The sequence below is a fragment of the Streptomyces sp. NPDC028331 genome (assembly GCF_055565775.1).
Genome location: NZ_JBVHTR010000003.1, coordinates 194182 through 208731, shown reverse-complemented (window position 1 = coordinate 208731; position 14550 = coordinate 194182). Strand labels below are relative to the sequence as shown.

Below are 14550 nucleotides of genomic sequence, written 5' to 3'. Positions count from 1 at the left end.
TCGCGGGAGCACCGCGGAGCCGGTTCAGTGGGCGCCGATCGCGGTCCGCACCACGTCGGGCGCGTTCGTGATGATGCCGTCCACACCGAAGCCGGACACCCGTCGGGCTGCCTCCGGGGTGTCGACGTCCCAGGCGAAGACCTTCATCGGCCGGCCGTGCGGTCCCTTCAGGGCGTGGACGGCGGAGACGTAGCCGGCGGAGAGCTTGCTCTGCGCCGAGTTGATCTGGTCGGCGAACCGCGCGTACAGCGGCAGCTCCGTCACCGGGGGCGTACCCAGGTAAGCGGTGGTGATACCCGGGCGCAGGTCATGGACGATCCGCACACTGTCCGCGCTGAAACTCTGGACGATCAGCCGGTTCGCGAGGTGCTCCGGGTCGAGCCACCCCTCGTTGCCGAGCAGCTTGAGGATCTCCCCCTCGATGCCCGGGTACAGCTCGGGGTTCTTGACCTCCAGCAGCAGGTTCTGGTGGTTGTGCGACACACGGTCCATGTACTGCCGCAGCGTCGGGACGCGTACGCCCGCGTACCGGGGGCCGAACCAGCTTCCCGCGTCCAGGCGTGCGATCTCCTCGGCGGTGAAGTCCTTCACCCGCCAGGGCGACCGGCCGGGGAACAACTTCTTGACGTCGGTCGTGCGCTCCAGCGTGGCGTCGTGGATGACGACCAGCCGGCCGTCCTTGGTGCGCTGCACGTCGTTCTCGACCCAGCTGAAGCCCATGGCGGCGGCCTTGTCGATGGCGGCCAGCGTGTTCTCCGGTGCGTACGCCGAAGCACCGCGGTGGGCGATGACGACCGGGCCGCCATCGCCGGTGGCGCGGGCGTGGAGGGTGGGCAGTATGGCGACGCCGAGTCCGAACAGCGCGATGATCGTGGCGGCGGCAGCGCGCGCGTTCATGCTCACTCCTGGTGCCGATCCGGTTACGTACAGCACAAGAATGGCAGCAGGGGGCCGCTGAAGCCCGGTGGTTCCTGCGCGGCAAGGGCACAATGGGACCGGAGTCGCCCGACGCCGGCACATGCGCCGCACAAGTGCGGGAGCGCCGTGATTCTTTGCCGGAAAATCGTTCGACCACCCCGGTGAGGGTCATACTCTCTGCCTCACCCCTGACCGTCGTCACGGCTTCGGGGATGGGGGGACTCCCGGATTCAGGAACCACAGGGTGGGAAGGGCAGCCGCGCATGCAGGGCACCGTCGACGGCTTCAGCTACGGACTCGTCACACCGGTGGTGGCGTACCTCATGGCCTGCCTCGGCGGCGCGCTCGGTCTGCGCTGCACCACCAGATCGATGCTGGTCGCCCAGTCCTGGCGGGCCGGCTGGCTCGCCCTGGGGTCGGCCGCCATCGGGTCCGGCATATGGACCATGCACTTCGTCGCGATGATGGGGTTCACCGTGAAGGAGACCCCCGTCCACTACGACAGGGTGATCACCTTCGCGAGCCTCGGCGTCGCGATCGTCATGGTGGGCGTGGGCGTGTTCATCGTGGGCTACCGGGGCGCGACCGGAGTGGCTCTCTTCACCGGCGGCACCATCACCGGCCTGGGCATCGCCTCGATGCACTACCTGGGCATGGCCGGAATGCGCCTGCACGGCGTGCTCCAGTACAACACCCTCACCGTCGCCGCCTCCGTCGTCATCGCGGTCGTCGCTGCGACCGCCGCCCTGTGGGCCGCCGGACAGGTCCGCGGATTCCTCTGGAGCATCCTCGCGAGCCTCGTCATGGGGCTCGCTGTCAGCGGCATGCACTACACCGGCATGGCCGCCGTCAGCGTCCACCTGCACGGTGCCGCCGGCAGCCCGGCAGGTGACTCGCCGGCGACCCTGCTGGCGCCCATGATGATCGGCCCGGTCGTCTTCCTGGGCCTGGCCGGCGTGGTGGTGCTGTTCGACCCGCTCATGGTCATGGGCAGGCCCGACCGGGTCCGCGTCGAGCGCAAGCCCGGCGTACCGGCCCACCCGGAGCTCCGCCCCGCGGGCGCGGGCCGCCGTCCGCTCTCCCGCAGCGGCCCGCGCGCCGGACACCGGGGCTCTCGCACCCCGCAGGACTGGTGACCGGCCCCCGTTGTCAGTGCGGGGTCGTACGGTGGATTCCATGCGGCCCGTTTCACAGATCGAACGCACGGTGGCGCCCTTCGAGGTCGTCAGCCCCTACCGGCCGAGCGGTGACCAGCCCACGGCCATCGCCGACCTGGAAAAGCGCATCCAGGCAGGTGAGAAGGATGTCGTCCTGCTGGGCGCGACCGGCACCGGCAAGTCCGCGACCACCGCGTGGATGATTGAGAGGCTTCAGCGCCCCACCCTCGTGATGGCGCCGAACAAGACGCTGGCCGCGCAGCTGGCCAACGAGTTCCGCGAGCTGTTGCCGAACAACGCGGTCGAGTACTTCGTCTCGTACTACGACTACTACCAGCCCGAGGCGTACGTTCCGCAGTCGGACACGTACATCGAGAAGGACTCCTCGATCAACGAGGAGGTGGAGCGCCTGCGCCACTCGGCCACGAACTCGCTGCTCACCCGCCGTGACGTGGTGGTGGTCGCGTCCGTCTCCTGCATCTACGGCCTCGGTACTCCCCAGGAGTACGTGGACCGGATGGTCAGCCTCAGAGTCGGCGACGAGATCGACCGCGACGAGTTGCTGCGCCGCTTCGTCGACATCCAGTACACGCGCAACGACATGGCGTTCACACGCGGCACCTTCCGGGTGCGCGGCGACACCATCGAGATCTTCCCGGTCTACGAGGAGCTGGCCGTCCGGATCGAGATGTTCGGCGACGAGATCGAGGCGCTGTCCACCCTCCACCCGCTGACCGGCGAGGTCATCAGCGACGACCAGCAGCTCTACGTCTTCCCGGCCTCCCACTACATCGCCGGCCCCGAGCGCATGGAGCGGGCCATCAGGGGCATCGAGAAGGAGCTGGAGGAGCGCCTCGCCGAGCTGGAGAAGCAGGGCAAGCTCCTCGAGGCCCAGCGGCTGCGGATGCGCACGACGTACGACATCGAGATGCTGCGCCAGATCGGCACCTGCTCCGGCGTGGAGAACTACTCGATGCACTTCGACGCCCGCGAGCCCGGCTCCGCGCCCAACACGCTGCTGGACTACTTCCCGGAGGACTTCCTGCTCGTCATCGACGAGTCACACGTCACCGTGCCGCAGATCGGTGCCATGTACGAGGGTGACGCCTCCCGCAAGCGCACCCTGGTCGAGCACGGGTTCCGGCTGCCCTCCGCACTGGACAACCGTCCGCTGAAGTGGGAGGAGTTCCAGGAGCGCATCGGGCAGACCGTGTACCTGTCGGCGACGCCGGGACCGTACGAGCTCTCCCGCTCGGACGGCGTCGTGGAGCAGATCATCCGCCCCACCGGCCTCGTCGACCCGGAGGTCGTCGTCAAGCCCACCGAGGGCCAGATCGACGACCTGGTGCACGAGATCCGCAAGCGCACCGAGAAGGACGAACGCGTCCTCGTCACCACCCTCACCAAGAAGATGGCCGAGGACCTCACGGACTACTTCCTGGAACTGGGCATCCAGGTGCGCTACCTGCACAGCGACGTCGACACGCTGCGCCGCGTCGAGCTGCTGCGGGAGCTGCGTTCGGGCGAGTTCGACGTCCTCGTCGGCATCAACCTCCTCAGGGAGGGCCTCGACCTTCCGGAGGTCTCCCTGGTGGCGATCCTCGACGCCGACAAGGAAGGCTTCCTGCGCTCGGGCACCTCGCTCATCCAGACCATCGGCCGCGCGGCGCGCAACGTCTCCGGCCAGGTACACATGTACGCCGACAAGATCACCCCGGCGATGGAGAAGGCCATCGACGAGACCAACCGCCGCCGGGAGAAGCAGATCGCGTACAACGAGGCGAACGGCATCGACCCGCAGCCGCTCCGCAAGAAGATCAACGACATCGTGGCGCAGATCGCCCGCGAGGACGTCGACACGGAGCAACTGCTCGGCACGGGCTACCGCAAGACGAAGGACGGCAAGGGCGCCAAGAGCCCGGTTCCCTCACTCGCCGACCACGCCGTCAAGGGGACCAAGCCGGCCAAGGGCAAGGCCAAGACGAAGGAGACGGTCCCCACCGACCGCCCCGCCGCCGAACTGGCCGAGCAGATCGAGGAGCTGACCGCGCGGATGCGGGCCGCCGCGGCGGACCTGCAGTTCGAGATCGCGGCCAGGCTGCGCGACGAAGTCTCCGAGATGAAGAAGGAGCTGCGTCAGATGAGGGAGGCGGGCCTGGCCTGACGTCCCACCGCCCTGCCGGGCCCCGGCACGCGCGCGGTGTGTTGCAAGACCGACACAAAGCGCGAGCCGGGGTTCGGCACTGTCAGTGCCGCTGCGTAGGGTTTTGGCATCCGCGGAGTCCGCGGTCAACAGGGGACGCTCGAGAGGGGAACGGCGCGTGACCGTCAACTTGACCAAGGGTCAGGCCATCAGTCTGCAGAAGAACGACGGAGGCACGCTGACCGCGGTGCGCATGGGGCTCGGCTGGCAGGCCGCTCCCCGGCGCGGGCTGTTCGGTTCGCGCACCCGGGAGATCGACCTCGACGCGTCCGCGGTCCTGTTCGCGGACAAGCAGCCCGTGGACGTGGTCTTCTTCCGCCACCTCGTGAGCGACGACGGCTCCGTCCGGCACACCGGTGACAACCTCGTGGGCGGCGCGGGCCAGGGCGGCGACGACGAGGCGATCCTCGTCGACCTGCAGCGCGTTCCGGTCCACATCGACCAGATCGTCTTCACCGTGAACTCGTTCACGGGCCAGACCTTCCAGGAGGTGCAGAACGCGTTCTGCCGCCTCGTCGACGAGACCAACGGCCAGGAACTGGCGCGCTACACGCTCGCCGGCGGCGGCGCCTACACGGCGCAGATCATGGCGAAGGTGCACCGTTCGGGCGGGGGCTGGACGATGACGGCCCTCGGCACCCCGGCCAACGGCCGCACCTTCCAGGACCTGATGCCGGCGATCCTGCCGCACCTGTAGGGACGCACGGCACACGAAGCGACGCAGGGGGACGAGGCGATGACGGCCGAGCTGGTCCGGGGGCAGAACCATCCGCTTCCCCAGGTCCGACTTGAGGTCCGGGTGTCGGCCGGCACGCCGATCGTGGCCGGGGCCACGCTCAGCGACGAACAGGGCACAGTGCCCGGCACCGAGTGGGTGGCCCATCCCGGCAAACCCGTCCTGCCGGGCCTGGAGGTCTCCAGGCAGGCGGCGGCCGACCACCGCCTCGCCTTCGACCTGGACGCCCTGCCGGAGAGCGTGCATCGGGTCACGGTGCTGCTCGCCCTGCCGGTCGGCATCGGCGGCCCGGTGCGCTTCGGCGCCGTCGCCGCCCCCTTCGTCGCCGTCACGGTCCTCGACGGCTCCCGGGTCGCCACCTACAGCATCACCGGCCTGGACTCCGAGTCCGCCGTCATCGCACTGGAGCTCTACCGCAGGCAGGGCGGCTGGAAGGTGCGTGCGGTCGGCCAGGGGTACGCGGGCGGCCTCGCCGCGCTCTTCACGGACCAGGGCCTGCCCGGGGCCGGGCAGCTCGCGGGCAGCATCAACGAAGCGGTGGTTCAGGGACTGGCCCGCTCGGTCGCCGCGCCTCCGCCGCGTCTGGCGGAAGGCGACCGCACACGGCAGGCGACCACCCCAGCCTCCCCCCAGGGACCGCCCGGCACCGCGACGCCGCCGCACCAGGGGCCGCCCGGCACAACGCAGCAGGGATCCCCCTACGACGTCACCGACGCGCCGATCCCTGTCGCACAACCCGCCCCCGGCGGGCCGGTCGACTACCACCACCCGGGCCGGCAGACCACACCGCAGGCCGCCGCGGCCGCCCCGGCCGGGCAGCCCATCGCGGGCGACGCGACCGGGTGGTCCATGGAGGAGCGGCTGTACAACCAGGTGTGGGGCATGTTCGAGGACTTGGCGCGCACCGTGGCCGCGTACCGCAGTGCCGTGGACTTCGCCGACTCGCGCCTGGAGCAGGAGCTGGACAAGGTCCTGTCCGATCCGCGCGCCCGCCTCGGCGGCCAGAGCGACGCCGCACGCGACGCGGCCCAGGCCAAGCACGCCCACCTCGTCAACCAGGCGAGGGCCGCGCTCGACCGTGACCTCACCCAGCTCATGGCCGAGTCCGACGTCGTCGAACCGGCACTGCCTCCGGCATTCGCACGCTGGGACAGCCCGGTCTGGCAGGGCTACCGGGCGCCGATGGAGAGCCCCATGGCCGTGCGCCTCGGCGACCTGCACCTGCCCGAGAGCGAGAGCCTCCGCATCCCCATGCTCGTCAGACTGCCGCTGGAACGCGGTCTGTGGATCGACAGCGGACGTTCCGGATCCCTCGACCCGCTCGCGGACACGGACGAGTTGCACCGCCTCGCCATGGATGTGGCGGTCACACACGCGTCGCGGCTGCTTGCCGCTTACCCGCCCGGCGAGTTCGCGGTGCACGTCATCGACCCGGCGGGCTCGGGCGCTCCCGCCCTGGCGCCCCTCGTGCGCTCCGGGACGCTCGCCACGCCACCCGCCGCCGGTGCCTCGGGGGTGGCCGACGCGCTGACCCGGCTCACCCGGCGCGTCGACCTGGTGCAGATGGCGGTGCGCGGCGGCGCGTCCGACTCCCTGCCCCCCGGCGTCGACACGGCCCGGCAACTGCTGGTCGTCAACGACTTCCCGCACGGCTTCGACGACCGGGCCGTGAACCAGTTGCGCTACCTCGCGGACGAGGGCCCCGACGTCGGCGTCCATCTGATGATGGTCGCCGACCGGGAGGACGCCGCCGCCTACGGACCGCTGCTCGACCCGCTCTGGCGTTCACTGCTGCGACTCACCCCCGCGCCCGATGACCACCTCGCCGACCCGTGGGTAGGCCACGCCTGGACCTACGAGCCGCCACGGCTCCCGAAGGGCAGCCAGGTGCTCGATCGGGTGCTCGCGCAGGTCGCCGAGGCCCGTCGCTCCTGGAACCACTGAGGGTCCACCTCCGGCCCGTCAACGCAACGACTACTCTCACCAGGCAGCTTGACCTTTCTTTTGCCAAATACTTTACCTTTCCTTGGTGATTCGGGTACTGTTGCTGACACGGAGGGGAGTACTCCCTGTCTGCTGCGGCGCACCCGTCAGTACGGATCAGGCCAGATCCCGGGGCGTCGGCCCACGGCACCAGGCGCATCACGCGCCTGCGACGGTGGGTGGAAGAGACCTCCGGTGGCGACGACGCCGACATTTGCCGTGACGTACGTATTGCCGGAGGCGCAGTGGATGTTTCGATGACCCTTTGGGGCCTGACCATCGTGGGCCTTGCCGCCCTCATCGCGGTCGACTTCTTCATCGGCCGCAAGCCGCACGACGTATCCATCAAGGAAGCCGGGATCTGGACGATCGTCTGGATCGCCCTCGCCTGCCTGTTCGGGCTGGGTCTGCTCGTGTTCGGCGGGGGCCGGCCCGCCGGGGAGTTCTTCGCCGGTTTCATCACCGAGAAGTCGTTGAGCGTCGACAACCTCTTCGTCTTCGTCCTGATCATGGCGAAGTTCGCGGTGCCCTCGCAGTACCAGCAGCGCGTACTCCTCGTCGGCGTGCTCATAGCCCTGGTCCTGCGGGCGGCCTTCATCGCCGCGGGCGCCGCGATCATCGCGTCCTTCTCCTGGGTCTTCTACCTCTTCGGCGCGTTCCTGATCTGGACGGCCTGGAAGCTGATCCAGGAGGCCACGGCCGATGAGGAGGACGAGGAGTACGAGGAGAACAAGCTGCTGAAGGCCGTCGAGCGCCGCTTCGGCGTGGCCGACCGCTACCACGGCACCAAGCTGTGGATACGGCAGAACGGCAAGCGGGTCATGACGCCGATGCTGGTCGTGATGCTCGCGATCGGCACCACCGACGTACTGTTCGCCCTCGACTCCATCCCGGCGATCTTCGGCCTGACGCAGGACCCGTACATCGTCTTCACGGCCAACGCGTTCGCGCTGATGGGTCTGAGGCAGCTGTACTTCCTCATCGGCGGCCTGCTCAAGAAGCTGGTCCACCTGTCCTACGGCCTGTCGATCATCCTCGGCTTCATCGGCGTCAAGCTGGTGCTGCACGCGCTCCACGAGTCCGGGGTCCATGTCCCCGAGATCTCCATCCCGGTCTCGCTCGGTGTGATCTGCGCCGTCCTGATCGTCACGACCATCACCAGTCTGATGGCCTCCCGGAAACAGGAGGCCGCAGCCGGCACGACGCACAAGGCCGCGGAGAGGACTGCCAAGGACAGCGTCGAGACCTGAAGCGTCGGCAACGTGACGCGGCCGACAGGGGGTGCCCTGCACCTTGCCGGGCACCCCTGCGGCTGACTGTGCGAGGTGCGGAGCGTTCCCGGCGCGGGGTCGCACCCGGGAGGTGTCATGAGCCACACGGCGATGTTCGAACAGACCGCCGCCGCGGGGGCGATACGGTGCGCATGATCCGCAATGCGCGCTCGGGGCGTGTCTGCGACGATCGCCGCATGACCGTGGGGCTTCGGTCGCTCGCGGCGAGTTGGGCGGCCGTCGTGCCGGTGGCTGCCGTGGTACTGCTCGCCCTCACCTGGGGCCGAGCTGTGCCCGGCGCTGTCGTCGCGTTGATCACCTTCGTCCTCGCTGGGGCGGTGCTGGCGGCGGTCCACCACGCCGAAGTGGTGGCTCACCGGGTCGGTGAGCCGTTCGGCTCACTCGTTCTCGCCCTCGCCGTCACGATCATCGAAGTCGGGCTCATCGTCGCCCTGATGGCGGACGGTGGTCCCAAGAGCGCGAGCCTGGCCCGGGACACCGTCTTCGCGGCCGTGATGATCACTTGTAACGGCGTCGTCGGCCTCTGCCTGCTCGTCGCCTCACTGCGCCACGGAATCGCGGTCTTCAACCCCGAGGGCACCGGCGCCGCCCTAGCCACCGTCGCGACGCTCGCCACCCTCAGCCTGGTCCTGCCGACCTTCACCACCAGCAAGCCCGGCCCGGAGTTCTCCCCGGCCCAGCTCACCTTCGCCGCAGTCTCCTCGCTCGTGCTGTACGGCCTGTTCGTGGCGACCCAGACCGTGCGCCACCGTGACTACTTCCTCCCCCTCACCCGGCAGGGCGAGGTGATCCAGGCGGACGACCACGCGCAAGCGCCGTCCGCCCGTACCGCGGCCCTCAGCCTGGGCCTGCTCGGGCTCGCCCTCATCGGGGTCGTCGGGCTCGCCAAGGGCGTGTCGCCCGCCATCGAATCCGGTGTGACGGCGGCCGGGATGCCGCAGGCGGTCGTCGGCGTGGTCATCGCGCTGCTCGTGCTGTTGCCCGAGACCATAGCCGCGCTGCGCTCGGCGCGGCGCGACCGGGTGCAGACCAGCCTCAACCTCGCTCTCGGCTCCGCGCTGGCCAGCATCGGCCTGACCATCCCCGCAGTCGCCCTGGCGAGCGTATGGCTCTCCGGGCCGCTCGTCCTCGGTCTCGGCCCGGTGCACATGGTGCTGCTGGCGCTGACCGTGGCCGTGAGCTCTCTGACGGTGGTGCCCGGGCGGGCCACACCGCTTCAGGGCGGTGTTCACCTGGTGGTGTTCGCGGCCTACCTGGAACTGGCGGTCAATCCGTAGCCGTGCACGTGTGACCGCCGCGTGGTCGCGGCTCGGTGCCTCATCCGGGAGCCGGCTCCGACACGGGCACCGGTACCGGGCGGGTCTCCGGCAGCAGCGCGAAGCAGCCCAGGCTGAGCAGGGCCAGGGCCGTCAGATAGGCGCCGACACCCCAGGGCACCCGGCCCCCGTGCTCGGCCAGCGTGGTCGCCACGAGCGGGGTGAGGGCGCCGCCGAGCACCCCGCCCAGGTTGTAGCCCACCGCGGCTCCCGTGCAGCGCACCCGGGGCTCGAACAACTCCGGCAGATACGCCGCGATCACGGCGAACATCGTGATGAGGGCGAGCGCCGCCCCCAGGAAACCCAGGAACATCAGCAGCGGCTCACCCGTGGCGAGCAGCGCGACCATGGGGAACATCCACAACGCGGTGCCGGCGCAGCCCGTCAGGCACAGCGGACGCCGTCCGCAGCGGTCACCCACAAGGGCGAGCAGCGGGGTCAGGATCCCCTGCACCAGGACGGTGGCCATGACGCAGGCCAGCATGACCGTGCGGCTCACGCCGAGCCGCTCCGTCGCGTACGCCAGGGACCAGGTCGTCATGGTGTAGAAGACCGCGTACCCGATCGCGATGGCGCCGGCCGTCAGCAGCACGAGCCGCCCGTGGCGGCGCATGACCTCGACGAGCGGCACGCGCGCGTGGTCGTCGAGGTCCAGGAAGAGGGGGCTCTCGGCGAGCGCACTGCGCAGCCACAGCCCCGTCGTGGCGAGCACCCCCGCTGCCCAGAAGGGAATCCGCCACCCCCAGGACGCGAACTGCGCGTCCGACAGCGTCGCCGACAGCCCCAGCGTCATGCCGTTGGCCAGCAGGAAACCCAGCGACGGGCCGATCTGCGGAAAGCTGGACCACAGCACGCGCCGCCCGGCGGGCGCGTGCTCGGTGGTCAGCAGCACGGCACCGCCCCACTCCCCGCCGAGCCCGAGACCCTGCAGAAAGCGCAGTACGAGAAGGAGCACGGGAGCCGCCGTACCGATCGCCCCGTACGTCGGAAGGCAGCCGACCGCGACCGTCGCCGCGCCGGTCAGCACCAGGGAGGCGATGAGAACCGGCCGTCTCCCGCGGCGGTCCCCGATGTGCCCGAACAGCACCGAGCCCAGCGGCCGCGCCACGAAGCCGACCCCGAAGGTTCCGAATGCCGCCAGCGTGCCCGCCGCCGGAGAGAAGGTCGGGAAGAACAGCGGGCCGAGGACGAGGGCGGCCGCGGTCCCGTAGACGAAGAAGTCGTAGAACTCGATGGCGGTTCCGGCGAGCGAGGCGGCCGCGAGCCGGAACATGGAAGAGGGCCTTACCGTGCGTACATCGCGCATGCTTGATCAGCTACCCAGCGTAACCGTCGGCTATGGGGGCGCACGGGGGCTCGGCGCTGCGACGGAAGGGGCGGGCGTGCGCCCGGGCGAACGGCGTGCCCAGCGGATGCCTGTGATGCGCCGGGCGGCACCGTCACGCGTCACGGTGCGTCTCCACCCCGGGTGGACCGGTGGCGTCATGGCCGGAGGTACGGACCGTCACGCCCTTGACGCGTCGTGATAAACCGGGGGCTGATCAGCGGTCCGCCAAGGGCCGGACGACCTGAACGGACCGGAGGAACCGTGCCCCGCACCCTCGCCGACGCCCCGATCATGATCCTCAACGGCCCCAACCTGAACCTTCTGGGGCAGCGCCAGCCGGAGATCTACGGCTCCGACACGCTCGCGGACGTCGAGGCGCTGTGTGTGAAGGCGGCGGCCGCGTACGGCGGCATGGTGGACTTCCGCCAGTCCAACCACGAGGGCGAGCTGGTGGAGTGGATCCACGAGGCCCGCCTGAACCACGCCGGGATCGTGATCAATCCGGCCGCCTACTCGCACACCTCCGTGGCGATCCTCGATGCCCTCAACACCTGTGACGGGCTGCCGGTGGTGGAGGTCCACATCTCCAACATCCACCAGCGTGAGCAGTTCCGGCACCACTCCTACGTCTCCCTGAGGGCCGACGGTGTCATCGCCGGATGCGGGGTGCAGGGGTACGCGTTCGGAGTGGAGCGGGTCGCGACGCTCGCGGGGGCGGGGCGGACGGAGACGTGACTCCGGCGGCCCCGTGCCTCAGAGCCGCCCCGCCTCCACGATCCGGCGCAGGAAGCGCCGCGTGCGCTCGTGCTGCGGATCGCCGAAGACCTGCCCGGCCGTACCGCGCTCCAGGACCACGCCGCCGTCCAGGAAGCAGACCTGGTCCGCGACCTCCCGTGCGAAGCCCATCTCATGGGTGGCGAGCACCATGGTCATGCCGTCGTCCTTGAGATCCCGGACGACGGTGAGGACCTCGCCCACGAGTTCCGGGTCCAGGGCCGCGGTGATCTCGTCCAGGAGCAGCAGCCGCGGGCGTACGGCCAGCGCGCGCACGATCGCGACGCGCTGCTGCTGCCCGCCGCTGAGCCGGTCCGGGAACTCCGTCGCCCTGGCGGCGAGTCCGAGCCGCTCCAGCAACTCGCGGGCGTGCTCCTCGGCCGTCGCCCGGTCCACGCCGTGCACCCGGCGCGGGGCGAGCGTGATGTTGTCCAGGACGGTCATGTGCGGAAAGAGGTTGTACGCCTGGAAGACCACACCGATCCGGCGCCGTACGGCGTCCTGGTCGACACGGGGGTCGGTGATCTCCTCGCCGTCCAGCCAGATGGCGCCGTCGTCGATCTCCTCCAGGAGGTTCGCGCAGCGCAGGAGCGTCGACTTGCCCGAGCCGGAGGCGCCGATCAGGGCCGTCACCGTGTGCGGGGCGACCTCCAGATCGACGTTTCGCAGGACGACCGCGTCGCCGAACGTCTTGCGGACGGACTCCATGCGCAGCACGGGGGCGTCGCCCGGCGCGCCAGGTGTGGCCCCGGACTTCTCGAGGATGTCGCTCACAGGTTCCCTCCCTGCGCCCGCCGCCGGTCCATCCGGGCGGTCACCCAGTCCGTGAAACGGGTCATCGGGATGGTCAGTGCCACGAAGACCAGCCCCGCGACGATGTACGGCGTGTAGTTGAGGCTGCGGCCCACGATGATGTCGGAGGCCCGGACGGCGTCCACCGCGCCGCCGATCGAGACCAGCCCGGTGTCTTTCTGGAGGGACACCAGATCGTTGAGCAGGGGAGGCACCTGGCGGCGTACGGCCTGCGGGAGCACCACGTAGCGCAGCGCCTGGCGGTTGGTCAGACCGAGGGAGCGGGCCGCGGCGCGCTGCGAGGGGTGGACGGACTCGATCCCCGCTCGGAACACCTCCGCCACGTACGCCGAGTACGTGAGCGTGAGCGCCGTTCCGCCGAGCAGCACCGGGTCGACGGTCACGCCCTGCAGCCGCAGCGCGGGCACGCCCAGGACCACGATCATCAGGTTGATGATCAGGGGCAGTCCGCGGAAGAAGTCCGTGTACGCGGCGGCCAGGACGCGCAGCGGGAAGAACACCGGCCCGCGCAGCGTGCGGGCGACGGCGATCAGCATGCCGAGGACCAGGACCGCGGCGCCGCACACCAGCAGCAGACGCACATTGAGCCACAGCCCGTCGAGGACCTTCGGGAGCGCCTCGCGCGCGTACTGCGCGTTGAAGAACGTCTCCTCGGTACGCGGCCAGCCGGGCGCGTTGACGACGATCAGATAGACGACGGCGCCGGTGACGAGGGTCGACAGCGACGCGATCGCGGTGGCGCGCCGGGCGCGGGCACGCTTGTGGCGCTCGCGCTCGATCCGCCGCTGTGAGGGGACGTACGCGCCGTCCCGACCTGGCGCACCGTCCGTGCCCGGCATGCCGGCGTCGTCGGAGCCCTCTCCGAACTCCTCCTTGGTGACCGTCACTTGAGCACCGGGGCGTCGACGGCGTCGGACAGCCACTGCTTCTCCAGCTTCGCCAGGGTGCCGTCCTTGCGCAGGGCGTCCACGGCGGAGGTCACGCACGGTGTGAGCGTGCTGCCCTTGTCCAGGACGAGGCCGAACTGCTCCGGCGTCCCGCCCTGGTTCTCGAACTGGCCGACGATCTTCGCGTCGGTCACCTCGCCGCGGTGATGTAGAAGGCGGTGGGCAGGTCGGTGACGATGGCGTCCACCTGACCGTTCTTCAGCGCGGACTTGGCCTGGTCGTTCTTGGCGTACGCGGCCGGCTGCTGGTTCGGCTTCACCACGTCGGTGATGTAGTCGAGGCTCGTGGTGCCGACCTGTGCGCCCAGCTTGAGGCCCTTCAGATCCGCGATGCTCTTCGCCTTCGCGGCCTTGGAACCCTTCAGGGCGATGACTGCCTGGCGGACGTCGTAGTAGCCGGAGGAGAAGTCCACGGCCTTCTTGCGCTCGGCGCTGATCGACACCTGGTTGATGTCGAAGTCGAAGGTCTTCTCCCCGGGCGCGAAGGCCTTGTTGAAGGGCACGGACTGCCAGACGACGGCGCTCTCGCCGTAACCGAGCTGCTGCGCCACGGCGTAGGCGACGGCCGACTCGAAGCCCTTGCCGTTGGACGGCTTGTCGTCCTTGAACCAGGGCTCGTAGGCGGGCTCGTCGGTCGCGATCGTCAGCTTCCCCGACGTCTTGGTGGCCAACTTGCCCTTCGCGCAGGACTCGGTGCTCGTCCCGGAGGCCTTGGCGGAAGCGTTGCTCTCCGGCTGCGGGGCGCAGCCCACGGCGAGGGCGAGCAGGGCGACGGTGGCGCCGGACACGGCGCGGCGCAGGGCGCGTTGGGCAAGGTGCATGGCGGGAGATTGGCAGCGCAACGCCCTCTTTGTCGAGGTCAGGTCAGCAACTGTCCGCATGATGGGAACGAGTGTTGCATTCCTGTGAACGCCCGGCCGGACGCGGGCCGGGGCCGCCGGTCGAGGGCGGGGATCGGGGGACCGGCGGCCCGTCACCGCGCAGGAGCCGTCATCCTGTGCGGGGCTGTCTCCAGTGGACTGCACCACCACGTGCGCCGGGAGCGCGCGCAGGGGACCAGCGTGTGCGAATCGTTCACACGGGGT

Annotated in this window: 11 protein-coding genes and 1 pseudogene; 7 read left to right on the top strand and 5 right to left on the bottom strand. The window is 70.0% G+C overall.

Features of this window, described 5'->3' with window-relative positions; genetic code table 11:
• Window positions 1-24: 24 nt before the first annotated feature.
• Window positions 25-897 carry a glycerophosphodiester phosphodiesterase gene (locus tag ACZ4SW_RS05000; protein WP_468238044.1) on the bottom strand — a complete coding sequence of 291 codons (873 nt, stop codon included), beginning with the start codon at window positions 895-897 and terminating at the stop codon, window positions 25-27.
• A gap of 284 nt (window positions 898-1181) precedes the next feature.
• Here ACZ4SW_RS05000 and ACZ4SW_RS04995 point away from each other — a divergent pair, with 284 nt between their 5' ends.
• From ACZ4SW_RS04995 to ACZ4SW_RS04970, 6 genes are all read left to right on the top strand, one after another.
• Window positions 1182-2054: an MHYT domain-containing protein gene (locus tag ACZ4SW_RS04995; protein WP_468238041.1), complete on the top strand. Its 873-nt coding sequence runs from the start codon at window positions 1182-1184 to the stop codon at window positions 2052-2054.
• A gap of 40 nt (window positions 2055-2094) precedes the next feature.
• Window positions 2095-4239, top strand: a complete 2145-nt coding sequence (gene uvrB, locus ACZ4SW_RS04990; protein WP_468238039.1) for an excinuclease ABC subunit UvrB — start codon at window positions 2095-2097, stop codon at window positions 4237-4239.
• A gap of 157 nt (window positions 4240-4396) precedes the next feature.
• Window positions 4397-4975, top strand: coding sequence for a TerD family protein (locus ACZ4SW_RS04985; protein ID WP_468238036.1), 579 nt, complete (start codon window positions 4397-4399; stop codon window positions 4973-4975).
• A 39-nt stretch (window positions 4976-5014) separates the two neighbouring features.
• A complete protein-coding gene (locus ACZ4SW_RS04980) occupies window positions 5015-6958 on the top strand; it encodes a TerD family protein (protein WP_468238034.1) in 1944 nt (647 codons plus the stop codon).
• Between the two features lie 284 nt (window positions 6959-7242).
• Window positions 7243-8247, top strand: coding sequence for a TerC/Alx family metal homeostasis membrane protein (locus ACZ4SW_RS04975; RefSeq protein ID WP_468238031.1), 1005 nt, complete (start codon window positions 7243-7245; stop codon window positions 8245-8247).
• Window positions 8248-8465: 218 nt separating this feature from the next.
• Window positions 8466-9566: a calcium:cation antiporter gene (locus ACZ4SW_RS04970; RefSeq protein ID WP_468238028.1), complete on the top strand. Its 1101-nt coding sequence runs from the start codon at window positions 8466-8468 to the stop codon at window positions 9564-9566.
• Window positions 9567-9606: 40 nt separating this feature from the next.
• Here ACZ4SW_RS04970 and ACZ4SW_RS04965 read toward each other — a convergent pair whose 3' ends face one another.
• Window positions 9607-10878 (bottom strand): MFS transporter, encoded by a 1272-nt coding sequence (locus ACZ4SW_RS04965; RefSeq protein ID WP_468238026.1) that lies wholly within the window; start codon window positions 10876-10878, stop codon window positions 9607-9609.
• Window positions 10879-11193: 315 nt separating this feature from the next.
• Here ACZ4SW_RS04965 and aroQ point away from each other — a divergent pair, with 315 nt between their 5' ends.
• On the top strand, window positions 11194-11667 hold the full coding sequence (gene aroQ / locus ACZ4SW_RS04960) for a type II 3-dehydroquinate dehydratase (RefSeq protein ID WP_468238024.1): 474 nt from the start codon (window positions 11194-11196) through the stop codon (window positions 11665-11667).
• An 18-nt stretch (window positions 11668-11685) separates the two neighbouring features.
• On the opposite strand, the gene ACZ4SW_RS04955 is transcribed toward aroQ, so the two are convergent.
• The 3 genes and pseudogenes from ACZ4SW_RS04955 to ACZ4SW_RS04945 all read right to left on the bottom strand — a co-directional run bounded on the left by ACZ4SW_RS04955 (window position 11686) and on the right by ACZ4SW_RS04945 (window position 14286).
• The gene (locus tag ACZ4SW_RS04955) at window positions 11686-12414 is read right to left on the bottom strand and encodes an amino acid ABC transporter ATP-binding protein (RefSeq protein WP_468238506.1); all 729 of its coding nucleotides are present in this window, start codon (window positions 12412-12414) and stop codon (window positions 11686-11688) included.
• Window positions 12415-12476: 62 nt separating this feature from the next.
• On the bottom strand, window positions 12477-13406 hold the full coding sequence (locus tag ACZ4SW_RS04950) for an amino acid ABC transporter permease (RefSeq protein ID WP_468238021.1): 930 nt from the start codon (window positions 13404-13406) through the stop codon (window positions 12477-12479).
• Window positions 13403-14286, bottom strand: a pseudogene (locus ACZ4SW_RS04945) (ABC transporter substrate-binding protein). Before ACZ4SW_RS04945 ends, ACZ4SW_RS04950 begins: the two are co-directional and overlap by 4 nt.
• Window positions 14287-14550 lie beyond the last annotated feature (264 nt).